19 protein-coding genes and 1 pseudogene are annotated in these 23,603 nt (G+C 70.3%); 7 read left to right on the top strand and 13 right to left on the bottom strand.

Features of this window, described 5'->3' with window-relative positions; genetic code table 11:
- Positions 1-12: 12 nt before the first annotated feature.
- Positions 13-980: pseudogene (locus NMB40_RS18175) on the bottom strand (LysR family transcriptional regulator); the annotation flags it as partial.
- 88 nt (positions 981-1,068) lie between these two features.
- Here NMB40_RS18175 and NMB40_RS18170 point away from each other — a divergent pair.
- Positions 1,069-2,076: a zinc-binding alcohol dehydrogenase family protein gene (locus NMB40_RS18170; RefSeq protein ID WP_494359339.1), complete on the top strand. Its 1,008-nt coding sequence runs from the start codon at positions 1,069-1,071 to the stop codon at positions 2,074-2,076.
- A gap of 3 nt (positions 2,077-2,079) precedes the next feature.
- Here the strand turns inward: NMB40_RS18170 and NMB40_RS18165 are convergent, their stop codons facing one another.
- Positions 2,080-2,700 carry a glutathione S-transferase family protein gene (locus NMB40_RS18165; protein WP_494359338.1) on the bottom strand — a complete coding sequence of 207 codons (621 nt, stop codon included), beginning with the start codon at positions 2,698-2,700 and terminating at the stop codon, positions 2,080-2,082.
- 49 nt (positions 2,701-2,749) lie between these two features.
- Here NMB40_RS18165 and NMB40_RS18160 point away from each other — a divergent pair, with 49 nt between their 5' ends.
- Genes NMB40_RS18160 through NMB40_RS18150 form a run of 3 tightly spaced genes read left to right on the top strand, consistent with a single transcriptional unit; the run spans position 2,750 to position 5,242 of the window.
- Positions 2,750-4,213 (top strand): DNA recombination protein RmuC, encoded by a 1,464-nt coding sequence (locus tag NMB40_RS18160; protein WP_282243941.1) that lies wholly within the window; start codon positions 2,750-2,752, stop codon positions 4,211-4,213.
- A 58-nt stretch (positions 4,214-4,271) separates the two neighbouring features.
- On the top strand, positions 4,272-4,649 hold the full coding sequence (locus NMB40_RS18155) for a hypothetical protein (RefSeq protein ID WP_494359337.1): 378 nt from the start codon (positions 4,272-4,274) through the stop codon (positions 4,647-4,649).
- 32 nt (positions 4,650-4,681) lie between these two features.
- Positions 4,682-5,242 carry a glutathione peroxidase gene (locus NMB40_RS18150; protein WP_494359336.1) on the top strand — a complete coding sequence of 187 codons (561 nt, stop codon included), beginning with the start codon at positions 4,682-4,684 and terminating at the stop codon, positions 5,240-5,242.
- 57 nt (positions 5,243-5,299) lie between these two features.
- On the opposite strand, the gene NMB40_RS18145 is transcribed toward NMB40_RS18150, so the two are convergent.
- Genes NMB40_RS18145 through NMB40_RS18120 form a run of 6 tightly spaced genes read right to left on the bottom strand, consistent with a single transcriptional unit; the run spans position 5,300 to position 9,374 of the window.
- A complete protein-coding gene (locus NMB40_RS18145) occupies positions 5,300-6,316 on the bottom strand; it encodes an MlaA family lipoprotein (RefSeq protein ID WP_494359335.1) in 1,017 nt (338 codons plus the stop codon).
- Position 6,317: 1 nt separating this feature from the next.
- Positions 6,318-6,629 (bottom strand): STAS domain-containing protein, encoded by a 312-nt coding sequence (locus NMB40_RS18140; RefSeq protein WP_448143936.1) that lies wholly within the window; start codon positions 6,627-6,629, stop codon positions 6,318-6,320.
- Positions 6,619-7,278 carry an MlaC/ttg2D family ABC transporter substrate-binding protein gene (locus NMB40_RS18135; protein WP_494359334.1) on the bottom strand — a complete coding sequence of 220 codons (660 nt, stop codon included), beginning with the start codon at positions 7,276-7,278 and terminating at the stop codon, positions 6,619-6,621. The genes NMB40_RS18140 and NMB40_RS18135 overlap by 11 nt, the downstream gene beginning before the upstream one ends.
- Entirely contained in the window at positions 7,275-7,799 is a 525-nt protein-coding gene (mlaD, locus tag NMB40_RS18130) for an outer membrane lipid asymmetry maintenance protein MlaD (protein ID WP_282246564.1), read from the bottom strand. The genes NMB40_RS18135 and mlaD overlap by 4 nt, the downstream gene beginning before the upstream one ends.
- 37 nt (positions 7,800-7,836) lie before the next feature.
- Positions 7,837-8,586, bottom strand: a complete 750-nt coding sequence (locus tag NMB40_RS18125) for an MlaE family lipid ABC transporter permease subunit (RefSeq protein ID WP_068847974.1) — start codon at positions 8,584-8,586, stop codon at positions 7,837-7,839.
- Complete coding sequence (locus tag NMB40_RS18120) at positions 8,586-9,374, bottom strand: ABC transporter ATP-binding protein (RefSeq protein WP_282246565.1); 789 nt, start codon at positions 9,372-9,374, stop codon at positions 8,586-8,588. Before NMB40_RS18120 ends, NMB40_RS18125 begins: the two co-directional genes overlap by 1 nt.
- 235 nt (positions 9,375-9,609) lie before the next feature.
- Between NMB40_RS18120 and recC the strand changes: the two genes are divergently transcribed.
- The 3 genes from recC to recD are packed head-to-tail and all read left to right on the top strand — an operon-like array spanning position 9,610 to position 18,481.
- The gene (recC, locus tag NMB40_RS18115) at positions 9,610-12,954 is read left to right on the top strand and encodes an exodeoxyribonuclease V subunit gamma (RefSeq protein ID WP_494359333.1); all 3,345 of its coding nucleotides are present in this window, start codon (positions 9,610-9,612) and stop codon (positions 12,952-12,954) included.
- Positions 12,951-16,598 carry an exodeoxyribonuclease V subunit beta gene (gene recB / locus NMB40_RS18110; protein ID WP_494359332.1) on the top strand — a complete coding sequence of 1,216 codons (3,648 nt, stop codon included), beginning with the start codon at positions 12,951-12,953 and terminating at the stop codon, positions 16,596-16,598. Before recC ends, recB begins: the two co-directional genes overlap by 4 nt.
- Positions 16,595-18,481, top strand: a complete 1,887-nt coding sequence (gene recD / locus NMB40_RS18105) for an exodeoxyribonuclease V subunit alpha (protein ID WP_494359331.1) — start codon at positions 16,595-16,597, stop codon at positions 18,479-18,481. The genes recB and recD overlap by 4 nt, the downstream gene beginning before the upstream one ends.
- A gap of 27 nt (positions 18,482-18,508) precedes the next feature.
- Here recD and NMB40_RS18100 read toward each other — a convergent pair whose 3' ends face one another.
- The 5 genes from NMB40_RS18100 to NMB40_RS18080 are packed head-to-tail and all read right to left on the bottom strand — an operon-like array spanning position 18,509 to position 23,558.
- The gene (locus NMB40_RS18100) at positions 18,509-18,928 is read right to left on the bottom strand and encodes a hypothetical protein (RefSeq protein ID WP_448143930.1); all 420 of its coding nucleotides are present in this window, start codon (positions 18,926-18,928) and stop codon (positions 18,509-18,511) included.
- A gap of 36 nt (positions 18,929-18,964) precedes the next feature.
- Complete coding sequence (locus NMB40_RS18095) at positions 18,965-20,989, bottom strand: FUSC family protein (RefSeq protein WP_494359330.1); 2,025 nt, start codon at positions 20,987-20,989, stop codon at positions 18,965-18,967.
- Positions 20,990-20,992: 3 nt separating this feature from the next.
- Positions 20,993-22,441 carry an efflux transporter outer membrane subunit gene (locus NMB40_RS18090; RefSeq protein WP_494359329.1) on the bottom strand — a complete coding sequence of 483 codons (1,449 nt, stop codon included), beginning with the start codon at positions 22,439-22,441 and terminating at the stop codon, positions 20,993-20,995.
- Entirely contained in the window at positions 22,438-23,352 is a 915-nt protein-coding gene (locus tag NMB40_RS18085; RefSeq protein ID WP_494359328.1) for an efflux RND transporter periplasmic adaptor subunit, read from the bottom strand. Before NMB40_RS18085 ends, NMB40_RS18090 begins: the two co-directional genes overlap by 4 nt.
- Complete coding sequence (locus tag NMB40_RS18080) at positions 23,349-23,558, bottom strand: DUF1656 domain-containing protein (protein WP_017354740.1); 210 nt, start codon at positions 23,556-23,558, stop codon at positions 23,349-23,351. Before NMB40_RS18080 ends, NMB40_RS18085 begins: the two co-directional genes overlap by 4 nt.
- Between the last annotated feature and the right edge of the window lie 45 nt (positions 23,559-23,603).

Genomic DNA, 23,603 nt, shown 5'->3' with positions numbered 1-23,603 from the left:
ATGACTCGAATTCGGGGGGCCGCCATTGTCGGCTACCCGGCCCGGTGCCGACAGCGCTACAGCGCACGTCCCGGCAGATCAGCCAGCATCGGCTGCAGGCGCTGGGCGCACAACGCATGCAGCTGGCGGATCGCGGGCGAAAACTGCTTGCGGTGCGGGCACACCAGGTTCAACGGCAGGCTGTCGCCTGCGCCCCCCATCAGCACCTGCAGGCGCCCGGCGCGCACATCGTCGGCCACGTCCAGCCACGACTTGAACACGACGCCTTCGCCGGCCACCGCCCAGCGCCGCACCACGTCGGCGTCATCGCACACCAGCTGGCCGCGCACCGGCACCACCACGCGCCGGCCGTCCTGCTCGAAACTCCAGCGGTCATAGGGGCGCCCGGCGAGCTGGTAGACCAGGCAGTGGTGGTCCTTGAGCGCGTCCAGCGAGGCCGGCGTGCCCTGCCGCTCCAGGTAGGAAGGCGCGGCGCACAGCACGCGCCGGTTGCCCGGCAGCAGCGGCAGCGCCACGTAGCTGGCGGTGTCGAAGCGGCCCAGCCGGAACGCGATATCCACCGGATCGCGGAACACGTCGGCGACCTGGTCCGACAACAGCAGGCGCAGCTGCAGCTTCGGATGCGCGGCGCGGAACTCGGTCAGCCAGGGCAGCAGCACGTTGCGGCCCAGGTCCGACGGCGCGGCCACCTGCAGCACGCCACGCAGCTCGGCATCTTCGCCGCGCACCCGGGCCTGGCCCTCATGCAGGGTGTCCAGCAGGTCCTGGGCGTAGGGCAGGTAGAGCACGCCCTCGGCGGTGAGGCGCAGGCTGCGGGTGGAGCGCACGAACAGGCGCAGGTCCAGCTCCCGCTCCAGCCGGGCCACGGCGGCGGCCACCTGGCCGGGCAACAGGTCGGCCTCGCGCGCTGCGCTGGAGAAGCTGCCCAGCGCGGCGGTGCGGACGAACAGCTGCAGATCCTCGAAACGGACCATTTTCATTCCAGGAGAGAAAGTGCTGCTGCATTCTGCGCCTTTCCGGACGGGGCAGCGCAGGCCAACCTGAGCGCCTCATCCACGGACCGCCCCCATGAAAGCCATCGCCTATACCCAGCACGGCCTGCCCATCACCGACCCGACCGCGCTGGTCGACCTCACCCTGCCGGTGCCGGCGCCGGGCCCGCGCGATCTGCGCGTGCAGGTTCGCGCGGTGTCGGTGAACCCGGTGGACACCAAGATCCGCCGCGGCGTGGCAGTCGAGGCCCCGCGCGTGCTGGGCTGGGACGCAGTGGGCATCGTCGACGCCGTGGGCAGCGAGGTCGCCCTGTTCCAGCCGGGGGATGCAGTCTTCTACGCCGGCGACATCAACCGCCCCGGCAGCAACGCCGAGTACCAACTGGTGGATGAGCGCATCGTGGGCCGCAAGCCGGCCAGCCTGGACGATGCCGCCGCCGCAGCGCTGCCGCTGACCGCGATCACCGCATGGGAGCTGCTGTTCGACCGTCTGCGCATCGCCGAGGGCGGTGGCGAAGGCCAGACCCTGCTGGTGATCGGCGCGGCCGGCGGGGTGGGCTCGATCCTGGTCCAGCTGGCGCGCCAGCTGACCCGGTTGACGGTGATCGGCACCGCCTCGCGCCCGGATACCCAGGACTGGGTGTACGCGCTGGGCGCCCATCACGTGATCGACCACAGCCAGCCGCTCACCGAAGGCCTGGCCCGGATCGGGATCGAGGCCGTCACCCACGTGGCCAGCCTGACCCACACCGACCAGCACTACGCGCAGATCGTCAGCGCACTCGCGCCGCAGGGCCAGCTGGCCCTGATCGACGACCCCGGCCAGCTCGATGTGATGGCGCTCAAGCGCAAGAGCCTGTCGCTGCATTGGGAATCGATGTTCACCCGCTCCAGCTTCAGCACGCCCGACCTTCAGCAGCAGCACGTGCTGCTCAACCGGGTGGCCGATCTGGTCGACGCCGGCGTGCTGCGCACCACGTTGGGCGAGAACTACGGCCGCATCGATGCGGCCAACCTGCGCCGCGCGCACGCACACATCGAAAGTCACCGCGCGGTGGGCAAGGTGGTGCTGGAAGGCTTCTGAGCCTCAGGCCACGCCGTTGTCGCAGTGGCGGGCAAACCCGGGCCGCGTGCCCAGGCGGTCGAACCACGCCGCCACCGCCGGCAGTTCGGGTTTGTCGCCCGGGGTCAGGCGCCAGCGCTGGGTGGACAGCCCCAGCACGATGTCGGCGAGGGTGAAGTCCTCGCCGACCACGTAGGCCCCGGTGCCGGCCAGCTGCTGCTCCAGGTGCTGCATGAGCCGGTTCCACTGCGTGAGGCTGGCCTGCGCGGCGGCATCGTCGGGGTAGGCCGGGTGCTGCCGCACGCGGGCCATGAACACGTGCCGCCAGGCGGTGTTGAGGTCGGTGGCCTGCCAGTCCATCCACTGTTCCACCCGCGCGCGCGGCTGCGGGTCGCGCGGCAGCAGGTCGTGGCGGCCGGCCTGCGCGGCCAGGTAGCGGCAGATGCTGTTGGACTCCCACAGCACGAAGTTGCCATCGCGGATCACCGGCACCTGGCCGTTCGGGTTGAGCGGGTGCAGGGCCGCGAGGAAATCCGCATCGTGGCCGTCGGCCCCGAGCTGGCGGTATTCCAGGCCCAGCTCGGCGCACAGCCAGAGCACCTTGCGCACGTTGATCGAGGTCGACTTTCCAAGAAGATCCAGCATGGAGCGATCCGGCGCAGCGAATGAGACCGGCTCAGCCTACACTTCTTCCATGCAACCTGAATTCCTCATCCTTGGCGGCCTGCTGTGTGCCGTCCTCATCCTGCAGCTGGTAGCCCTGCTGCGGCGTTCCGGCCATGGCGACCTTGAGCAGAGCCTGCGTGAAGAGGCGCGGACCGGCCGCAGTGAACTGCGCGAGCAGCTCGAAGGGCTGGGCCGGCAGCAGGACGCACGGCTGGAAACCTTCGCGCGCGCGCTGACCGATCTGTCCACCCGTACCGACCAGCGCCTGGACCTGCTGCGCGATGCCTTGGGCGAAGACGCGCGCAAGGCCCGCGAGGACGCCGGGCAGGCCCAGCAGCGCAACGACGCGCACCTGGCCGCGCTGCGTCAGACCCTGGCCGACGACGCCCGCCTGGGCCGTGACGAAACGGGGCAGTCGCAGCAGCGCCTGGCCGAATCGCTCGGCCTGCGCCTGCAGGAGATGACCCAGCGCAACGAGCAGCGCATCGGCGAAATGCGCGCCACGCTGGAACAGCAGCTGCAGAACCTGCAGGCCGACAACGCGCAGAAGCTGGACCAGATGCGGGTCACGGTGGACGAGAAGCTGCAGACCACGCTGGAAGCGCGCCTGGGCGCGTCGTTCCAGCTGGTCTCCGACCGCCTGGAGCAGGTGCAGCGCGGGCTGGGCGAAATGCAGCAGCTGGCCACCGGCGTGGGCGACCTCAAGCGCGTGCTGACCAACGTCAAGAACCGCGGCAGCTGGGGCGAAGTGCAGCTGGACAACATCCTGGAGCAGACCCTCACCCAGGAGCAGTACGCGCGCGGCGTCAAGGTGCGCCCGGACAGCGGCGAAATGGTGGACATCGCGGTGCGCCTGCCCGGGCGCGGCCATGACGACACGCCGGTGTGGCTGCCGATCGATTCCAAGTTCCCGCGCGAAGATTACGAGCGACTGCTCGATGCGCAGGAACAGGGCGACGCCGATGGCGTACGCGTGCAGGGCGCGCAGCTGGAACGCGCGATCCGGATCCAGGCCAAGTCGATCTGCGACAAGTACATCGTGCCGCCGCACACCACCGATTTCGCGGTGATGTTCCTGCCCACCGAAGGCCTGTACGCCGAGGTGATCCGCCGCCCGGGGCTGGTGGACCTGCTGCAGCGCGAGCACCGCGTGGTGGTGGCCGGGCCGACCACGGTGACCGCGCTGCTCAACAGCCTGCAGATGGGCTTCCGCACGCTCGCCATCGAACAGCGCTCCAGCGAAGTCTGGAGCCTGCTGGGCGCGGTGAAAAGCGAGTTCGGCAAGTTCGCCGGCATCCTGGAAAAGGCCGAAAAGCAGATCAGCACCGTCGGCCGCAGCCTGGGCGAAGCCAGCCGCAAGACCCGCACCATCGAACGCCGCCTGCGCGGGGTGGAATCGCTGGGCAGCGAGCAGACCGATCTGCTGCTGGGCGATGCCAGTGGCGACGATGACGATACCGGCGCGGATGAGACCCCCCTCGCGCAGGACTGACACCTCCTGCCCGCACACTGCACCCCCCGCCTTCATGGTTTCCACAAGGATTGAACCGATGCGCTTTGGCTTGATGTTGTCCCTGATGTTCGTGCTCGCCGGTTGCAGCACCGCGTCCCACCCGACCGATACCACCGCGGCTGCGCCCGGCACCGAAGCAGCCGTTGCGGACGCAGCCAGCTGTGCCGCCGCCGGCGGTGAAATGCGCCCGCTCGGTCGCCTGCAGCGCGTGCAGTGCGTGAAGCCCTATGCCGACGCGGGCAAGGCCTGCAGCGCCAGGACCGACTGCACCGGCCAGTGCCTGGCCGACGGCGAAACCGAGCTCGTGGCCGGTGCGAAGGCGCGCGGTACCTGCCAGACCGACGTGAGCCAGAACTTCGGCTGCCGCCAGCGCATCGACAACGGCGTGGCGCAGGGCACGATCTGCGTAGATTGATTCCGTTTCATTCCCACCCCACAGGATTTCCCGTGAGCCAGACCGTCTACGACATTCCCGTTTCCACCATCGAAGGCCAGCCCAGCTCGCTGGCCGACTACCGCGGCAAGGTGCTGCTAGTGGTCAACGTGGCCTCCAAGTGTGGCCTGACCAAGCAGTATGAAGGCCTGCAGGCGCTGTACGCCGACAAGCACGCGGCCGGGCTGGAAGTGCTGGGTTTCCCGGCCAACAACTTCCTGGGCCAGGAGCCGGGCAGCGACACGGAGATCCAGCAGTTCTGCCAGCTGGAATACAACGTGAGCTTCCCGATGTTCGCCAAGCTCAGCGTGGCCGGCGCTGACATCCACCCGCTGTACCAGCAGCTCACCCAGGCCCAGCCGACCGCCACCGGCGAAGGCCCGATGCGCGAGAAGCTGGATGGCCTGGTAACCAAGTACCCGGATCTGGTGGTCAACCCGGCCCCGGGCGTGCTGTGGAACTTCGAGAAGTTCCTGATCGGCCGTGATGGCCAGGTCATCGCCCGCTTCGCGCCGGACGTGCCCGCCGACGACGCGCGCCTGGTCGCGGCCATCGACGCCGCGCTCGCCGCGTGATCTGACAGCCACCGTCGATGCAAAAAAAACCCCGCCAAGGCGGGGTTTTTCTTTTGATCAGTTACCCCAGTTGGGCATCGGCATCGCGTCGACCGGGATCGGTGCGCTGTCGTCGTCATGCCCGCGGTCGCGGCGGCCGCGCAGGTCGTTCTGGATCTGGTAGTTGCGGCGCTGCAGCCAGGCATCGCGGGTGAGCGCGTACTCGTCCACGGCGTTGTCGCGGATGTCGTCCAGTGCCAGCAGCTGCGAGCGCATGTCCACCAGCTGCAGGCCCTGCAGGGTGATGCGGATCTTGTCTTCCTCGATCGTGCGGATCGGCGAGAGCGGGATGTCGCCGGCCAGGCCGAACACATCGCGCACGGTACGCGGGCCGAAGAACGGCAGTTCCACGTAACGCGAGCTGCGCCAGCCCCAGGCACCCAGGGTCTGGCCGAAGTCTTCACTGCGGCGCGGCACCAGCGCGCGGCTGGCCGGGTCGAACAGGCCACCAATGCCCAGCGTGGAGTTCATCACGAACCGGCCCAGGCTGTCCCAGGCATCGCCCGGGCGGCCCTGCAGCAGCTGGTTGGTGATGGTCACCGGGGCGCGCAGGTTGCTGAAGAAGTTGGTCACGCCGGTGCGTGCGAAGCGCGGCACCACGTTGGTGTAGGCGGTGGCCAGCGGGCGGGCCACGGCGCGGTCCACCACGTTGTTGAACGCGTGCACGCGGCGGTTGAAGCCTTCCCACGGGTCGTACGGCGAGCGGCCCGGTTCGGCGCCATCGGCGGTCGGCGCCGGACCGCCGTACAGCGCGGCGAAGTCGTCCTCGGCACCGGTCGGCGGCGCTTCGGTGGTCGCGGCCGGTGCCGAGGTGGCATCGGCGCCCTCTGCGGCAGCCACGGGTGCTGCAGCGGCATCGGTCGCGTCAGCGGTTATGGCCGGCGCGTCAGCGGCCACGTCACTGGCTGCGGCGGGCGCCACGGCTGCGGGCGGCACCGCCACGCTGGCCGGCGCGCTGTCGCGTGCGGGCTTGGCCGCACAGGCGCTGAGCGCCACGGCGAGCAGGAGAAGGGAAGCGGTGCGTACGACGTTCATGTCAGCTCGCGGCAGAAGGGGCATTGAAATCCAGGGACGGCGCCAGCCGGTAGGCGGCGCTGAGTTCGTTGAAACCAGCAGGCGTGCCGTTGAGTGCCAGCGTACGCCCGTTGGCGCGGGCGTGAGCGGACAGCTCGGCCAACAACGCCAGGCCGGCGCTGTCGACACGCTCCACGGCGGTCAGGTCGAGCTGGGTCACCGCGTCAGGCAGCGCCTTCAGCTTGGGCCACAGCGCGACCACCGCATCGCGGTCCAGCACGCCGGTGATGCGGGCGCGCGGACCGTCCAGCTGCACGGTGGCGTTACTTGCCATTGCCGGCCGGCCCGGCCTGCAGGGACCCGCTGCGCAGGTCGTTGGCCACCGCCTTGATGCCCTTCTGGCGCAGCGGCGCGTCGAACTGGGTACGGAAGGTCTGCACGTAGGAGATGCCTTCGATGTTGACGTCGAAGATTTTCCACTGGCCGTTCACGTTGCGCATCATGTACTCCACCGGGGTGGACTCGCTGCCGGCGCGCAGCAGTTCGGTGGATACCTTGACGCCACGGTTGCCCGGCAGCGGCTGCTCGCCCTTCAGGCGGAAGCTGGGCTTGCCCTGGATGGTCAGCAGGGCCGAACCGTAGCGCTGCATGAGGTTGTCGGCCATGGCATCGGCAAACAGCTTCACGTCCGCGTCGGAAGCACCGCGCGCATTGGCACCCAGCACCAGGCGGGCTGCGTAGTCACGGTCGAAGGTGCGGTTGAGTTCGCTGTCGATGTAGCTGCGCAGCGCGGCCGGGTTCTTGCTGAATTCCGCCTTGCGCTGTTGCAGGGTGGACAGGATGCGCGTGCTGGCGGCCAGCACTTCGGTGCCAGCGCCCTGCGAGGCGGCGGTGGCGGCCGGTGCGGGCTGGGCGAACGACAGCGAGGGCAGGGTGGCCAGCAGGGCCGACGCGAGCAGCGCCTTGATCAGGGTCTTTTTCATTTCTGCGGTTCCGTTGCCGGCGCTTCCGCGCCGGGAGCTTCCTGGGAAGCGGCGCCGGCATTGCCCGGGCCGCTGAACATGTACTTGCCAACCATCTGGATCAGGTCCACGGCCGGCTGGGTGAAGACGATCTCGTCACCGGACTTGAGCACCTCCGGGTCACCACCCGGCTGCAGTCCGATATAGCTTTCGCCGAGCAAACCGCTGGTGAATATGCCGGCGGAGGTGTCGGCCGGCAGATCCTTGAACTTCGGGTCCAGCTTCAGGGTCACGATCGAATCGAAGCGGGTCGGGTCCAGGTCGATGTTGCCCACCTGGCCCACCACCACGCCGCCGATCTTCACCGGTGCCTGCTTGCGCAGCTGGCCGATCTGGGTGAAGCGCGCCTTGAGTTCATAGCCCTCGCTGCCGAAGCCCCAGCGCTGGTTGGTCGATGCCATCGCCAGCACCAGCAGCGAGGCCAGCGCCAGCAGCAGGAATGCGCCGACGGAAAATTCGAGTCTGGGACCGCGGATGGCCATGTTCATCTCACCGTATCTGATCAAAGGGGGGTGCGGGTCAGCGGAACATCATGGCCGACAGCACGAAGTTGAACATCAGCACCAGCAGCGAAGCGTTCACCACCGCGCGGGTGGTGGCCACCGACGTGCCCTCGATGGTCGGCTCGGCGTGGAAGCCCACGTACGACGCCACCAGCGCGGCGGTACCGCCGAAAATGGCCGACTTCAGCATTGCCACGCCGAAATCGTCCCAGAAGTCCACGCTGTTGCTCAGCGCCGACCAGAACACGCCGTTGTCCAGGCCCAGCACGTGCACGGCCTCGAAGTAGCTGGCGCTGATCGCCAGCGAGCAGAAGATGCCGGTGAGCAATGGCACGGTCAGCACCGCCGCCCAGAAGCGCGGCGCGACGACCTTGGCCACCGGGTCGATCGCCATCAGCTCCAGCGCCTTGATCTGGTCGGTGGCGCGCATCAGCCCCAGTTCGGCGGCAATCGAGCTGCCGGCGCGGCCAATGAACAGCAGCGCGGTCAGCACCGGCGCCAGTTCGCGGTACAGCGACAGGCCCAGCAGGGTGGACAGCGCATCGGCCGCGCCGAACGTGGTCAGCGTGCGGTAGCCCTGCAGGGTCAGCACCAGGCCTACGAAGGCACCGCCGACGGCGATGATCGGCAGCGAACGCGCACCCACCTTGTAGATCTCGCGGGTCAGCTCGGCCAGGAAATCGGCGGTCGGCAGCGAACCACGGAGCACGGTCAGCGAGAACAGCCCAGCCCGGCCCAGTGAACGGGTGCTTTCAACGAACGGCATCAGGCCACCTTCGCGCGGGGCGCGGCATCGAACGGGATCGGGCCGTCCGGCTGCCCGTGCAGGAACTGGCGCAGCAGCGGGTCCTGGCTGGACTCCAGCGCGGCCGGGCTGCCCTGGAAGACCACGCCGCCATTGGCGATCGCAATCACCTGGTCGCAGATCGGCAGGGTCTCGTGCACATGGTGGCTGACGATGATGCTGGTCAGGCCCAGGCTGTGGTTGAGGCGCTGGATCAGGCTCATGATCACGCCGCTGGCGATCGGGTCCAGGCCGGTCAGCGGTTCGTCGTAGATCATCAGTGGCGGGTCCAGTGCCAGCGCGCGGGCCAGTGCCACCCGGCGCGCCATGCCGCCGGACAGCTCGCGCGGCCAGGCATCGGCTGCGGCCAACAGGCCCACCGCGTGCAGCTTCATGTCCACCAGTCGGCGCAGCACCGGGGCCGGCAGCTGGGTATGGGTGCGCAACGGCAGCGCCACGTTCTCGGCCACGGTCAGGTCGGTGAGCAGGCCATTGCCCTGCAGCAGCACGCCGACGCTGCGGCGCATCGCGCGCAACGCGCTGCTGCCGGTGGGAATCGGATTGCCGAACAGGGTCACGCTGCCCGCCGCGGGGCGCAGCTCGCCGGTCAGGGCGGCCAGCAGCGTCGACTTGCCGCTGCCCGACGGACCCAGCACGGCGGTGATGCTGCCACGCGGTACCGACAGCGAAACGTCGCGCAGGATCGCCCGACCGCCGCGATCGATACGCACGTTGTTCAACTGCACCAGCGATTCTGCGGAAGCCGTCATGGACGCCATTAACAAAATTCCAACGTTGTAAGATCGTGGTGGGAGGCTGAACAAAACCGAACTGGACCGTGCAGTATTGTCGCATGTCGGGGTCCCCAGCCCCGCCGCGGCACGGTTCCCGGGCCGCAACAGTGCGTACCGCCCTGATCCGTGCGGGCGGCCACAGACGTCACTGGCCGGCCTCCCCGTATCGGCGAGGGTCGAGATTGGCGCCGGGCTGCGGCACACTGCCGCGATGACCGACCCCGCTTCAGACTTCCGCCTGTACCACTCCAATTCGCTCGACGTGCTGGCCGCGCTGCTGGCCCGCACCCTGCGCGAGCCGGTGGCCGGGCAGTCGATCCTGGAGCCGGACGTGGTGCTGATTCCCCAGGTGGCGATGCGGCGCTGGCTGCAGTCCACCCTGGCGGCGGAGTATGGCATTGCCGCCAACCTTGCGTTCCTGACCCCCGGTGAGTTCGTGGCCCGCGCGCTCAATGCCAATGTGCCGGGCGAACATGACGACCTCACCGCTGCCGCGCTGCATTGGAAGCTGTACGCCGCGCTGACCGACCCGGGCCTGATGGCGCAGCCGCCGCTGCGCGCGCTGCAGGCCTACCTGTCCCAGCCCGACCCGCTCAAGCCGTGGGCGCTGGCGGCGGAGCTGGCCTCGGTGTTCGAGAAGTACCAGGCCTGGCGCCGCGACTGGCTGCTGCGCTGGGAGGCCGGCGCCGACCCGCTGGATCCGCAGGCGATCCTGTGGCGCCACATCGGCAGCGGGCACCAGTACCGCGCGCGCCGCATCCATGCCTACCTCGAAGGCTTCGAAGGCGCCGACCGCCCGCTGCCGGCGGGGCTGCCGCCGCGCCTGTTCGCCTTCGCCACCTTGAATGTCTCGCCCGATGTGCTGCGCGTGGTCGCCACCCAGGCGCGGGTTGGCACGCTGCACTTCTACCTGCCCACCCCGACCCGTTCCTACTGGGGCGACCTGCAGACCCTGGGCGGGCGGCTGCGCTCGGGCGCGGTTGATCCGTTCGGCAACGGCAGCGACGAGAACCGCCTGCTGCAGGCCTGGGGAGCGGCCGGCCGCGACTTCATGGCGGTGCTGGGCAGCTATGAAGTGGTGCATCCGTCCGGAGAGATCGCCGCATACGACGATCCGGAAGAGGACGCGCGTCCGGACATGGCGCACGGCGGCCTGTCCGACAGCCTGCTGCACCGCCTGCAGCGCGACCTGTTCCACCGCCGCGCGCAACCGGCGGGCGCGCTGCGCCCCGCACTGGCGCGCAACGACCCCAGCCTGCAGGTGCATGCCTGCCACACCCGCCTGCGCGAACTGCAGGTGCTGCACGACCAGCTGCGCGCGCTGCTGCAGGACCCGCGCTTCGACCCGCCGCTGCAGGCACGCGACATCGCGGTGCTGGCGCCGGACATCGACCCCTACGTGCCGTACCTGGAAGCGGTGTTCGGCGGCCGCAGTGGCGGCGAAGACCACATTCCCTATGCCCTGGCCGATACCAGCCCGCTGACCGGAGAACCGCTGGCCGATGTGTTCGTGCACTTGCTGGGGTTGCCGGTGTCGCGCTTTGGCCTCAATGAAGTGCTGGACCTGCTGGCCAGCGCGCCGCTGGCCGAAGCGGCCGGGTTGGACGCGCCCGCGTTCGACCGCCTGCACGACTGGCTGCAGGCTGCGGGCGCGCGCTGGGGCTTGAATGCGGCGCACCGCGCCCAGCACCAGGCGCCGGACGACGATGCCTACACCTGGCAGTTCGCGCTGGACCGCCTGCTGCTGGGCCATGCCAGCGGCAGCGACGGCGACATTGCCGGGGTGGCGCCGTGGCCGGAGCTGGAAGGCAGCGCGCTGGACGCGCTGGACCGCCTGCTGGGACTGATGCGGGTGCTGGCGCGTTACCAGCGGGCGCTGGGGGATGCACTGACCCCGGCGCAATGGCGGCAACGCCTGCTGGCACTGTTGGATGCGTTGCTGCCCGAGGCACCGGAAGCGGCCAGCAGCCAGCGTGCGTTGGAGCGATTGCGCAAGCTGATCAACGAGTTCGCACGCGATGCCGAACGCGCCGGATTCGCCGGCGCGGTACCGCCGGACGTGGTGCGCGCGCATTTCGCCGGTGCGTTGAGCGAGGCCGACACGCGCGCGCCGCTGCTCACCGGCGGCATCAGCTTCGGACGCATGGTGCCGATGCGGCTGCTGCCGTTCCGGGTAATCTGCGTGCTCGGCCTGAACGATGGCGATTTCCCGCGCCGCGACCCCGCGGCCGGGCTCAACCAGCTCACCGCCGAACTGGGTACCGACAAGCGCCGCCACGGCGACCGCTCGCTGCGCGAGGACGACCGCTTCCTGTTCCTGCAGCTGTTCGCCTCGGCGCAGGATGTGTTCTACCTCAGCTACCTGGGCGCCGATCCGCGCGATGGCAGCGTGCGCGAGCCCTCGGTGCTGGTCAGCGAGCTGATCGATGCCGCTGCCGAATACCACGAGGACCCCTCAGCGGCGACCAGGCAGCTGACCGTGCGCCATTCGCTGCAGCCGTTCTCGCCGGCCGCGTTCGGTGGTGGCGATGAGCCGCGCCGTTTCAGCTATCGCCAGCAGTGGCACCCCGCCGCCGGTTCGCTGGGCAGCGTGCGCCGCGCGCCGCCGGCGTGGTTCGAGCAGGCGCTGGCGCCGCTGGAACAGCAAGGCGCGCCCGAACTCTCGCTGGACGCGCTGCGCCGCTTCCTGGTTGATCCTGCAGGGCAGTTCCTGTCGCAGCGGCTCGGCCTGCGCCTGCCCGATGATCTCACCACCGCCGATGACCTGGAGCCGCTGGTGCTGGCGGGGCGTGGGCTGGAACAACGCCTGCTGCAGCACGCGGTGATCGACGCGACCCTGCAGGGCGATGACACGCCCCTGTACGCCCGCCTGCGCGCCCGTGCGCTGCTGCCTTCCGGTGCACTGGGCGAACGCCAGTTCCAGGCACTGCAGGAGCAGACCCGCCCGTATGCGCTGGCGCTGGCCCAATGGCGCGGCGACAGCGATGCCGACAGCCGCCGCTATGAGGTGGAGGTCGATGGGGTGCGCCTGCATGGGCGGGTGGACGACATCCACCCGCAGGGGATCGTGCGCCTGCGCGCGGGCAGCCTGAACGGCCCGGCGGCGATCCGGCACGGCCTGGACTGGCTGCTGGCCAACGCCGCCGGCGATGGGTTGCCGCTGGTCGAGTTCCACGATGGCGGCGACGACGGGGTAGGGCCGCATGTGCTGCCCGCCTTGCCCGCACCGGCGGCCAAGGCCGCACTGCAGGCGCTGCTGCAGCTGCGCCGCGACGGCATGTGCACGCCCCTGCTGTACGGGCCGTACACCGCCTGGACGCTGTACCGCGCACCCGCCGCCAAACGCGAGGGCGAAGGCTGGGCGCAATGGCATGGCGGCGACCGCCGCTGGGGCGAAGCCAGCGGCGATGCGGTGCAGCTGGCCCTGCGCGGCCGCGATCCCTTCGCCGATGCCGACAGTTATCAACAGCTGCTGCACACCAGCTTCGTGGTGTTCAGCGCGGTCCGCGAGGGCCGGGTGTTCCAGGGCTTCAGCGACGAAGGAGCCGTGGCATGAGCGAGCTGATGCTGCAGGACGACCCGTACCTGTCGCTGCCGCTGGACGGCGTGCGCCTGATCGAGGCCAGCGCCGGCACCGGCAAGACCTTCACCCTGGCCACGCTGTTCACCCGGCTGGTGGTGGAGCAGGGCTACCGCATCGGCCAGATCCTGGCGGTAACCTTCACCGACGCCGCCACGCAGGAACTGCGCAAGCGCATCCGCGAGCGCCTGGCGCTGGCCGCGCAGCTGCTGGCGCGCGCGCCGGCCGCCGATGAAGCGCCCGAGGTGCAGCTCACCCGTTACCTGCTGCAGCGCGAACTGGCGTTGGGCCGGGAAACGCCCGCCGCGCTGGCGCAGCGCCTGCAGACCGCCGCCGATGAGATCGACCTGGCCTCGATCTTCACCATCCATGGCTTCTGCACCCGCGTGCTGCGCGAGCATGCGCTCGAAAGCGGGCACACCTTCGACCCGCCCACGCTGCTGCCCAGCGAACGCGAACTGCACGACCAGCTGGCCGCCGACCTGTGGCGCGTGCACGCCAACGACCCGGCCACGGTGGAGGCGTTGACCCGGTTGTGGTCCACGCCCGATGCGCTGGCGCGCGACCTGTCGGCGCTGATCAAGCCGCTGCCGCTGCTGCCCGCGCTGCCGAAGCAGCAACTGGAGGATCCCAGCGTAGCGCTGCAGGCGGCCGCCGACGCGCTCGCCATTGCGGTCGACGCGCACGTCCAAGCCGCCCAGGCCAGCATCGCCAACGCCTTCGAACGCAAGATCTTCGACGGCCGCCGCGCGCGCCGCCCCAGCTTCGACAAAGCCTTCGCCGAGCTGCTGGCCGGGCGTGCGGCGCGCAGCTGGCCACGCAGTGACAAATCGCACCTGGGCAAGCTGCTGCCGGTGGCGTTGCTTGCCTTCTGCAAGGAAGACCAGCAGGGCCATTGCCCGGCCTCGCCGCTGTTCGATGCGCTGCAGGTTTGGTGGCACGCTGCCGATGCCTACGAGCAGTGGCTGCGCCAACAGGCCCTGCTGCTGCTGCACCAGCTGCGCGGGCAGGCCCGTGAGCGGCTGGACGAGCTCAAGCGGGTCGGCCGCGTGCAGACCTACGACGACCTGATCGACGGCGTGGCCGCCGCACTGGAAGGCCCGCACCGCGCGGCGCTGGTGCAGCAGCTGCGCGCGCAGTACGCCATCGCGCTGGTGGATGAGTTCCAGGACACCGACGACCGCCAGTGGGGCATCTTCCAGCGCGTGTTCGGCAATTCGCCCGAAACCCGCGAGGCCGGGCTGGCGCCGGCGCTGTTCCTGATCGGCGATCCCAAGCAGGCCATCTACGGGTTCCGCGGCGGTGATATCCACACCTACCTCAAGGCCAAGCGCGAGGCAGTGGCCGCGCCGGCGTTGAACCGCAACTTCCGCTCGCGCCCCGGCGTGCTGCGCGCGCTGCAGGCGCTGTATGACGCCGCGGGCGAACGCGCGTTCCTGGAAGCGGACATCGCCTTCGAGCCGGTGCTGCCGGGCAGCACCCGCAGCGATGCCGATTTCCTGCGCGATGGCCAGCCTGCACCCGGTCTGACCCTGCGCCTGCTGCGCAGCGACGATGGTGCCGACCTCAAGGCCGACCCCTCGCGCCAGCAGGCCACCGATGCCTGCGTGGCCGCGATCCACCAGGTGCTGCTGGCCGGCCGCGAAGGCCGCGCACTGCTGCGCGGGCAACCGGTGCAGCCGGGCGATATCGCGGTGCTGGTGCGCCGCCACCATGAAGCCACCCGCATCCAGCGCGCGCTGAGCGCGGTGGGCATCCCGGCGGTCGCTGCCGGCAAGCAGAGCCTGTACGCCACCGCCGAAGCCCGCGAGCTGCGCGTGCTGTTGCTGGCGCTGCTGCAGCCGGCCGATGAAGGCCGCCTGCGTGCGGCGCTGTCGACCGTGCTGCTGGGCGAGAACGCCGCCTCCATCGACGCGATGGAGCGCGACGGCGACCCACAGCGTGCGTTCCAGACCCGGCTGCTGCTGTGGCGCGAGCGCTGGCTGCGCGGCGGGCCGTTCGCGGTCATCGCCGACCTGTGCGCCGAACACGCCGAACGCCTGCTGGGCCTGCTGGATGGCGAACGCCGGCTCACCAATTACCTGCAGCTGGGGGAGCTGCTGCAGCAGGCGGCCGGCCAGGCGCTGGGCATGCACGGCCTGCTGGATTGGCTGCAGGTGCAGATGGCGCATGCCGACCAGGACGACGAACAACAGCTGCTGCGGCTGGAATCGGACGCGCGCCGGGTGCAGATCATCACCCTGCACAAGAGCAAGGGCCTGGAGTACCCGTTGGTGTTCCTGCCGTTCGTGGGCATCGACAGCGGCGGCGGCACCACCGATTCCAACTGCACCGTGTACGCCGATGGCCGCCGCGAGCTGCACTGGAAGCTGGACAAGGACGAGGCCTGGAGCGCGGCCAGCGACCGCAGCGCGCAGGAACAACGCGCCGAAGACGCGCGCCTGCTCTACGTGGGCCTGACCCGCGCCGAACACGCGCTGTGGATTGCGGCCGGCGACCTGGCCGGGCTGGCGAAGACCCGGCTGGCGCCGATGCTGTCGGGCCTGGATGCAGTGCGCGCGCACCCGGACATCGCGGTGATCGAAGGCCCGGTGGAGCCGCGCCCGGCGCAGTTGCCGGTGCAGCGCGAAGGCGAACTGCCGCCGGTGCGCGCGATCACCCGGCGGGTGCCGCACGACTGGTGGGTATACAGCTTCACCCAGCTGGCGCACGCCGATGCCGGCCACGACACCGACGCGGTGGCCACCGAAGCACCGGCACCGGCCGCCGATGAACCCGCCGGTCCCGAGCTGCCGCTGGAAGTGGAACCGCCGGCGCCGGGCGAACCGCAGCCGGAGATCGACCCGCGCTTCATGGGCAGCCGCTTCGGCAACGTGCTGCACGATGCGCTGGAGAACACCGATTTCGCACGCTGGGCCGACTGGCGGGCGGGCGACCCGGCACCTGGCGACGAGGCTGACGTGCTGCGCGAATCGCTGCGCAACGAAGGTTATGCCGATGCCGACCTGGACGACGGCGTGGCAGTGCTGGTGCCACTGGTCGGCCAGACCCTGACCGTGCAGCTGCCCGAAGGCGGCGCGCTGCACAGCCTGCCCGCGCATGAACGCCGGGCTGAAATCGAGTTCCACTTCGCCATGCAGCCCACCGCCGTGCCGGCGCTGCTGCAGCTGCTGCACCACCACGGCGTGGCACTGGACCGCCGCAGCTTCGGCACGCGGCGCCAGCTGGAAGGGCTGATGACCGGCAAGATCGATCTTACCTACGTGCGCGATGGGCGCTGGTACGTGCTCGACTACAAATCCAACCGGCTGCCCGGCTATGACGCCGCGCGCCTGGCCGCCGCCATGCAAAGCAGCGAGTACGACCTGCAGGCGCTCATCTACACCGTGGCACTGCATCGCTGGCTGCGCTTCCGGCTGGGCAGCGGCTATACACAGGAGCGCGACCTGGGCGGCATCCGCTATCTGTTCTGCCGCGGCCTGGAAGCGGGGCGCGCGGACGCGCCGGGCGTGCATGCGCAGCGCTTCGCCCCGGCCCTGGTCGAGGCGATGGATGCGCTGTTCGCCGGTGGCCCGGAGAAACATGCCGAGCTGGTGGCACGCGCGCGGGGTGAGGCATGAGCCTGCTTGACGCACTGCTGAAGCAGGGCACCCTGCGCACCCTGGACCATGCGCTGGCGCAGAGCCTGCGCCGGCTGCAGCCGGACACCCCGGATGCGGTGCTGGCCGCGGCTGCGCTGGCCTCGCTGGCGGTGGCGCAGGGCCACGCCGGGGTGGACCCGGCCGCCCCCAGGAAACTGGTGGATGCCGAGCTGGACTGGCCGGCACCGGAGGCGTGGCTGGCGCAGTTGCAGGCATCGCCATGGGTGGCATCGCCCGAACGCGATGACGCGCTGGCTGCCGATGCACCGCTGGTACTCGAACACGGTCTGCTGTACCTGCGCCGTTACCGCGAATACGAACGCCGCCTGGCGCTGGGCCTGCAGCGCATCGCCGCGCATTCTTTGCCGGCGCACGATCCGGCCGGGCTGGCAACGCTGTTCGCCCAGCTGTTCCCGCAGGCGCTGGACGGCATCGACCACCAGGCGCGCGCGGCGGCAGTGGCGCTGCGCCATCCGCTGGTGCTGGTCACCGGCGGTCCCGGTACCGGCAAGACCACCACCATCGCACGCCTGCTGGTGCTGCTGGCCGCGCAGGCGCAGCAGGCCGGTGCGGATCTGCCACGGGTGGCACTGGCCGCGCCCACCGGCCGCGCCGCCGAGCGCATGGCCGACAGCCTGCGCCAGGCGCTGCAGCGGCTGCGCCTGGTGGGTGTGGCGTCCGAACTGGCCGAGGCCATGCCGACCACCGGCGCCACCCTGCACCGGTTGCTGGGCGTCATTCCCGATTCGCCACGCTTCCGCCACCATGCCGACAACCCGCTGCCGTACGACATCGTGGTGGTGGACGAGGCCTCGATGATCGACCTGCCGCTGATGACCAAGCTGGTCGAAGCGGTGGCCAGCGGGACCCGGCTGGTGCTGCTGGGCGACCCGGACCAGCTGCCGTCGGTGGAGGCCGGCGATGTGCTCAGCGCGATCCTGCAGGCCAGTGGCGACGGCCTGGGCACCCAGGCCGACGATGCGGCCGCGCTGCGACCGCTGCTGGCCGCCCCTGCGTTGCTGCCGCTGGCCCCGCCGCGCGCGTTCGCCGGCCGCCGCGTGCAGCTGCAGCGCGGCTACCGGCAGAGCGATGCGCTGGACCTGGCGCCGCTGGCGCGCGCGGTGCGCGAAGGCGACAGCGCCGCCGCGCTGCAGCTGCTGCGCGGGAACATCTTGGCGGGCGTGGCCTTCCATGAAGACCAGGTCGATCCACTTCTGCATCACCGGCACACCCTGCTGGCGCACTGGCGCGGGTTGGGCGACGCCGATGATCCGGTGCAGGCGCTGGCGCAGGCCGGCCGGCTGCGCCTGCTCACCGCGCTGCGCGAGGGCCCGCAGGGTGCGCGCGGCCTGAACGAGCGGATCGAAGCCGCCCTGGCCGGCAGCGCGCGCCCGGGCAGTGGCCCGCGCTACTTCCACGGGCGGCTGCTGCTGATCACCGAAAACAGTTACCGGCACCGGTTGTTCAACGGCGATATCGGGCTATGCCTACGCAGCCGCGAAGGCGCGATGCTGGCCTGGTTCCCGGGCGACAGCCCCGAGCAGCCGCGCGCGTTCCACCCGGCGGCATTGCCCGCGCATGAAAGCGCCTTCGCCATGACCGTGCACAAGGCACAGGGCTCGGAATTCGATGAGGTCTGGTTGCAGCTGCCGCGGCGCGACAACCGGGTGCTGTCGCGCGAGCTGGTGTACACCGGCATGACCCGCGCGCGGCAGGCGCTGCATGTACTGGGCAGTGCGGAGGTGTTGCAGGCCGCGTTGGCGCGGCATGCCAGCCGGTTGTCCGGGCTGGCACAGCGGCTGGGCGCGGGCGCCACGACGATCGATGCGGCGGCGGCGCCCGCCCAGGGCGAACTCTGGTAGAGACCGGCTCTACCAGACCTTCCAGAATCAGGCGTCGCCTTCTTCTTCTTCTTCCCCGGGGATCAGCACGGTGCCATCCGGATACACGATCGCACCGTCGCCGCTGACGTCGAAGAAGCCCACCTGGTGCTTGTTGGCCAGGATCTGCACCTGGCCATGGGCATCTTCGGCCACCTCGTCGTCGAACGAGGCATAGATCACGTGGGTGCCGATGCTGTAGTCGGTCACCTGCGGGCGGTCATCCTCGTCATCGGACAGCGGACCGTCCATCGGCGGGAAGTCTTCGGCCAGCTCGGCGAAGAAGGCCTGCAGCGCCGGCACCGACACGGCGGCATCGTCGTACTCGTGCTTCTCGTTCCATTCGGTCTGCGCGTCGTACCACTGCAGGAACGCCTCGGCGTCGCGTGGCGCCACGGCCGGGTCGAATACCATCACGTCGTAACTCATTGGGGATCACCTTGTTCCATGCAGGAATGCAGGGCGTCAGGATACTCCCCCCTGTGTGACCGCCGGCTGCTCCGGGAACAGTGCATAACGCAGCCCCAGCACGCCCATCAGCGCCTCGTCACGGGCCTTGCCGGCCTCCACCGTCTGCACCCGTTTCAGCGAGGCCTCCAGCTTGGCCTGCAATGCGGGCGGCGCAGGCTGCGGCCGGCGCAGCGCCACCTGGGCGCGGTAATGCGCGGCCACGTCGTCCAGGATCGCCTCGATCGCCTGCATGCTCGCCGCCGGCAACCCATGCCGCGCGCGGCGCAGCTGCAGGATGTTCAGGCCGATGCGGGCCTCGGTGAGCATGTCCACCGAGGCGATGTCGCTGCCTTCGGGGGTGGCGGCCAGGCGCGGGGCGAGCAGGCCCAGCAGGTCCAGCATGCGCGTGGCGAACTGCTGGCGGTCCTGCTGGCCACGGCCTTCGGCCGCTTCGGCCAGCGTGGTCCAGCCCTGGCGCACCAGCCGGCGGGCGGTCCATTCGGCCCCCACCGAGCGGAACAGGCGGGTCATCACCACCGCAAAGCCGATGCCGATGAACATCGCCACGGCCGAATTGATGAAGCTCTGGATGTTGGCGCTGTAGGTGTTCTGCACGTTCAGCAGGGCCACCAGGTTGACCGTCAGCGGCAACCCGATCAGCGCGGTCTTGGGCCGGTGCAGCAGCAGCCCAAGCGGCAGGAAGATCACCGCCAGCACCAGCGCCAGGCTGCCGAAGTCGTGCACGGCGGGGAACACGCCGAACAGGTACACGCCGGCCACCAGGCTGGCCACGATCGCCCACAGCAGGAACTGCAGCATGCTCGGCGCCGGGTCGTCCTGCGCGGCAAAGAACGCGGCGGCCACTGCGGCCATCATCGCGCCGTTGCCACCGCCTTCCCAGCCCAGCCCGATCCACAGCGCGCAGTAGGTCATCAGCGCCACGCCGGCGCTGGCGGCGGAAAACAGCGCCATCCCGTAGTCCACGTGGCGGGCCGCGCCCACGCGCTTGGCGCGCACCCGGTAATGGGCGGTATCGCGCGGCGCGCCGCCGTGTTCAATGGCGTCCTGCAGCGTGGCGCAGTCCTGCCACAGGTCCACCAGCTCTTCCAGGCGCAGCAGCAGGGTCACCAGCAGCAGGTGGTCCAGTTCGCCATCCACCGCCGGCTTCAGCGCCAGGATCCGCGCGCGCAGGGCGGTGTAGTCGTCGGCGCTGGAACGGCCGGGCCGTTCCAGCCAGTGCGCGATGTCGTTCACCAGCGGCTCCAGCCCCGGCGGCAGCGCGCGACCGCCGGCGCGCAGCGCGCCCAGCCGGTCGGCAATGGAGGACAGCACCGGCAGCATCAGCAGCATGCGCTCGCGCAGCCGTTCCATCGACACCGCCGCACCGGCATGGCGCGGGTCATCGCGGCGCAGGAATTCGATCAACGCCTCGAACTGCACCAGGTCGGCGGCCAGCCGGTTGCGCGGGCCATGTGCCTGGCCGCGCAGCAGGATCTGCCGGCACCACTGCGCGGCATCGCCCATCCAGCCCCCGATCCGCGCGCGCAGCATCGGCCGCACCGAGGTGGGGAAGAACAGCGAGGCGAACAGCACCGCCACTACCGTGCCCAGGATGATTTCTTCGCTGCGCGCCACCACCGTGTCGAAGATGGTGTCCGGCGAGGTCACGGCGGGGAAGCCGATGAACGCGGTGGTGTAACCGGCCAGCAGGAATGCATAGCCGCGCGGGCCGCGGTTGAGCAGGGCGATGAACAGGCACGCCGACAGCCACAGCGACATCGCTGCGCTCAGCAACAGCGGGGTTTCCACCAGGTGCGGCAGCATCCACAGCGTGGCCGCGCCGGCAATGAGCGTGCCGACGATGCGGTACACGCCCTTGGCCCGGGTCGGGCCCAGCATCGGCTGGGTCACGATGTAGACGGTGGCCATCGCCCAGTACGGGCGCGAGAGGTTGCCGGCCAGGCCGATGTAGAGCGCGGCGAGGGCGGCCAGGAAGGTTTTTACCGAGAACAGCCAGGCCTGGCGGTCGAGCAGCAGCATGGGTCAGTCCTGTGCCACCGCGTCGGCGTTCCAGCCGCCGCCGAGGACCAGGAACAGCTGGATCTGGTCGCGCGAGACCTGCGCCTGCTGCTGGGCAAGCGTGGCATCGGCCGAGACCAGGGTGCGGTCGGCATCCAGGCTGGACAGGTACGGGGTGCGCCCGCCCTGGTACAGCCGGCGGTTCTGCTCGGCGGCCAGTGCGGCCTGGGCCTGCGCCTGCTGCAGGGACTGCAGGCGCTGCAGGTCGTGTGCGTAGCGGCTCAGCGCGGTCTGCGTCTCGCGCAGCGCCTGCAGCACGCTGTGGTCGAACTCGGCCAGCGCCGCATCGGCCCCGGCTTCAGTGGCGTGGATGCGCGCGTGGGTGCCCGAGGACGGCAGCGTCCACGAGATCAACGGACCGAACGACCACTGCTGGGTCAGCGGCTCGCCGAAATCGGCGAGCAGGCCGGCCGCGCCCAGCGACGCGCCCAGGCGGATGTCCGGGTACAGCTCGGCCGTGGCCACGCCGATCCGCGCGGTGGCCGCGGCCAGCTTGCGTTCGGCCTGGCGGATGTCGGGGCGGCGCTGCAGCAGCGTGCGGCCATCGCCCACCGGCAGCGGCTGGGCCAGGGTCGGGGCGCGGTCGCACGCGTCCACGCCCTCGGGCAGCTGGCCCGGGGTGCGGCCGAGCAGGGCGGCCAGCTGGTATTCGGAGGCCTGGCGCTGCGCCTGCAGCGGCGGCAGTGCGGCTTCCAGCATCGCCACCTGGGCATTGGCGCGGGCCAGTTCCGGCGGCGTGCCGCGTCCGGCGCTGATCAGGCGCTGGGTCACCTCGCGGCTGCGCTGCTGCAACTGCAGGGAATGCTCGGCCACGTGCAGTTCGTGGTTGGCGTGGCAGATCTCCACGTAGCTGCCGGCCACCTGGGCCACCAGCGAGACCCGCGCCAGGTCCATCGCGGCGGCCACCGACTGCTCGTCGGCCCGCGCGGCTTCGGAGGCGCGCTTGAGCTTGCCGAACAGGTCGAACTGGTAGGACACCGCGAACTTGCCGTCGGCCAGGTTGATCGGCGGCAGCTCGTGCTCGAGCAGGAACGATTCGGCCGACAGCTGCGCGCGGCTGACCCCGGCCTCGGCTTCGTACTCAAAACCACCGGCATCCAGCGCCTGCTCGTACACGGCGGCGGCGCGGCGCAGGTTGGCATCGGCCACCTTCAGTTCCACGTTGTCGCGCAGCGCCTGTTCCACCAGCCCGTTGAGCGTGGCGTCCTGGTACAGCTCCCACCAGCGTGCCGGCAGCGCGGCGCCCGGCGCCACCTGCGGGTTGCCGGTGTCGATGAAGGCCGCATTGGCCTCGGGGCGCTGGAACGCCGAACCGGCGGGTACCGCGTAATCCGGGCCGACCGTGCGGCATGCGGCCAGGCTGCTGGTCAGCGCCAGGGCGAAGGCGATGCGGTGCAGGGCCGGGCGGTTCACAGGGCCGGCCGTGCCGGTTGCGCCGGCGTGGGGGTGGCAGTGGCGGCGTCCGGCTCGATGGTGACCGTGGCGGTGCGCCCGGCGATCAGGTTCACCCCGGTGGGGATGTTGTCGATGTGGATGCGCACCGGGATGCGCTGGGCCAGCCGCACCCAGTCGAACGCCGGGGTCACGTTCGGCAGCAGGCTGGAGCCCTCGCTGCGGTAACGGTCCTCGATGCCGGCGGCGATGCTCTGCACGTGGCCCTGCAGCGGCTGCGCCTCGCCCATCAGGCGGATGTCGACCTTCTGCCCGGCATGCACGCCGCGCAGGCGGGTTTCCTCGAAGTAGCCGTCCACCCGGAACGAGCCGGTGTCCAGTACCGCCATTACCGGGCGGCCGGCGGTGACGTAGTCGCCGGCACGCACGGTGCGGTCGTTGACATGGCCGTCGCTGGGGCTGCGCACTTCGGTGCGGGCCAGGTTGAGCTTGGCCAGGTCCACCGCGGCCTGCGCGGTGGCGGTGGAGGCCTGCGCGGCCTGCAGCTTGGCGCGGCGCACTTCGGCGTCCTCGGTGGCCACCAGGTCCTGCAGGCTGCGGTCGCGGGCGATCTCGCGGCGCAGCTGCTCCAGCGTGGCGCGGCGTTCGCCCAGGGTGGCCTGGGCCTGTTCCAGCGCGATCTGGTAACGCGCGCGGTCGACCACGAACAGCACCTCGCCGCGCTTCACCGGCTGGTTGTCGGCCACCTTCACCGCTTCCACCAGCCCGGACACGTCCGGCGCGACCTGGACCACGTCGGCGCTGACGTGCGCGTCGCGGGTCCACGGTTCGTCCATGTAGTACGACCACAGGTGGCGCAGCACCAGCAGGGCGGCAATGACGGCAACCACGGTCAGGACGACCGGGAAGGTGTGCTTGAGGATCTTGTTCACGATTGCATCCAACGCATCAGGGAAAACAACCCGCCGAGCACGATCACGTACACGGCCAGGTTGAACAGGGCGGGGTGCCAGATGTGGCGATAGGCGCCGGTGCGCTGCAGGACCAGGCGCAGCCCGCTCTTGAGCAGGTAGGCCAGCAGCATCAGCCCGAGCAGGGTCGGGACGAACACACCATAGAGACTGAATTCACCGTACATCGGGGCAGGAAGTTCGCAGGAAAGCGGAAAGGGGAAGGCCACGGC

The sequence above is a fragment of the Stenotrophomonas sp. FBCC-B152 genome, assembly GCF_059134105.1.
Note: the sequence above shows the minus strand (reverse complement) of the source record. Positions and strands in the feature narration are given on the sequence as shown.

Excerpts from the sequence above, each read along its gene's own strand:
- NMB40_RS18170 (WP_494359339.1), top strand. The coding sequence starts at position 1,069 with ATGAAAGCCATCGCCTATACCCAGCACGGCCTGCCCATCACCGACCCG.
- NMB40_RS18165 (WP_494359338.1), bottom strand. The coding sequence starts at position 2,700 with ATGCTGGATCTTCTTGGAAAGTCGACCTCGATCAACGTGCGCAAGGTG.
- NMB40_RS18160 (WP_282243941.1), top strand. The coding sequence starts at position 2,750 with ATGCAACCTGAATTCCTCATCCTTGGCGGCCTGCTGTGTGCCGTCCTC.
- NMB40_RS18155 (WP_494359337.1), top strand. The coding sequence starts at position 4,272 with ATGCGCTTTGGCTTGATGTTGTCCCTGATGTTCGTGCTCGCCGGTTGC.
- NMB40_RS18145 (WP_494359335.1), bottom strand. The coding sequence starts at position 6,316 with ATGAACGTCGTACGCACCGCTTCCCTTCTCCTGCTCGCCGTGGCGCTC.
- NMB40_RS18140 (WP_448143936.1), bottom strand. The coding sequence starts at position 6,629 with ATGGCAAGTAACGCCACCGTGCAGCTGGACGGTCCGCGCGCCCGCATC.
- NMB40_RS18135 (WP_494359334.1), bottom strand. The coding sequence starts at position 7,278 with ATGAAAAAGACCCTGATCAAGGCGCTGCTCGCGTCGGCCCTGCTGGCC.
- mlaD (WP_282246564.1), bottom strand. The coding sequence starts at position 7,799 with ATGGCCATCCGCGGTCCCAGACTCGAATTTTCCGTCGGCGCATTCCTG.
- NMB40_RS18125 (WP_068847974.1), bottom strand. The coding sequence starts at position 8,586 with ATGCCGTTCGTTGAAAGCACCCGTTCACTGGGCCGGGCTGGGCTGTTC.
- NMB40_RS18120 (WP_282246565.1), bottom strand. The coding sequence starts at position 9,374 with ATGACGGCTTCCGCAGAATCGCTGGTGCAGTTGAACAACGTGCGTATC.
- recC (WP_494359333.1), top strand. The coding sequence starts at position 9,610 with ATGACCGACCCCGCTTCAGACTTCCGCCTGTACCACTCCAATTCGCTC.
- recB (WP_494359332.1), top strand. The coding sequence starts at position 12,951 with ATGAGCGAGCTGATGCTGCAGGACGACCCGTACCTGTCGCTGCCGCTG.
- recD (WP_494359331.1), top strand. The coding sequence starts at position 16,595 with ATGAGCCTGCTTGACGCACTGCTGAAGCAGGGCACCCTGCGCACCCTG.
- NMB40_RS18100 (WP_448143930.1), bottom strand. The coding sequence starts at position 18,928 with ATGAGTTACGACGTGATGGTATTCGACCCGGCCGTGGCGCCACGCGAC.
- NMB40_RS18095 (WP_494359330.1), bottom strand. The coding sequence starts at position 20,989 with ATGCTGCTGCTCGACCGCCAGGCCTGGCTGTTCTCGGTAAAAACCTTC.
- NMB40_RS18080 (WP_017354740.1), bottom strand. The coding sequence starts at position 23,558 with ATGTACGGTGAATTCAGTCTCTATGGTGTGTTCGTCCCGACCCTGCTC.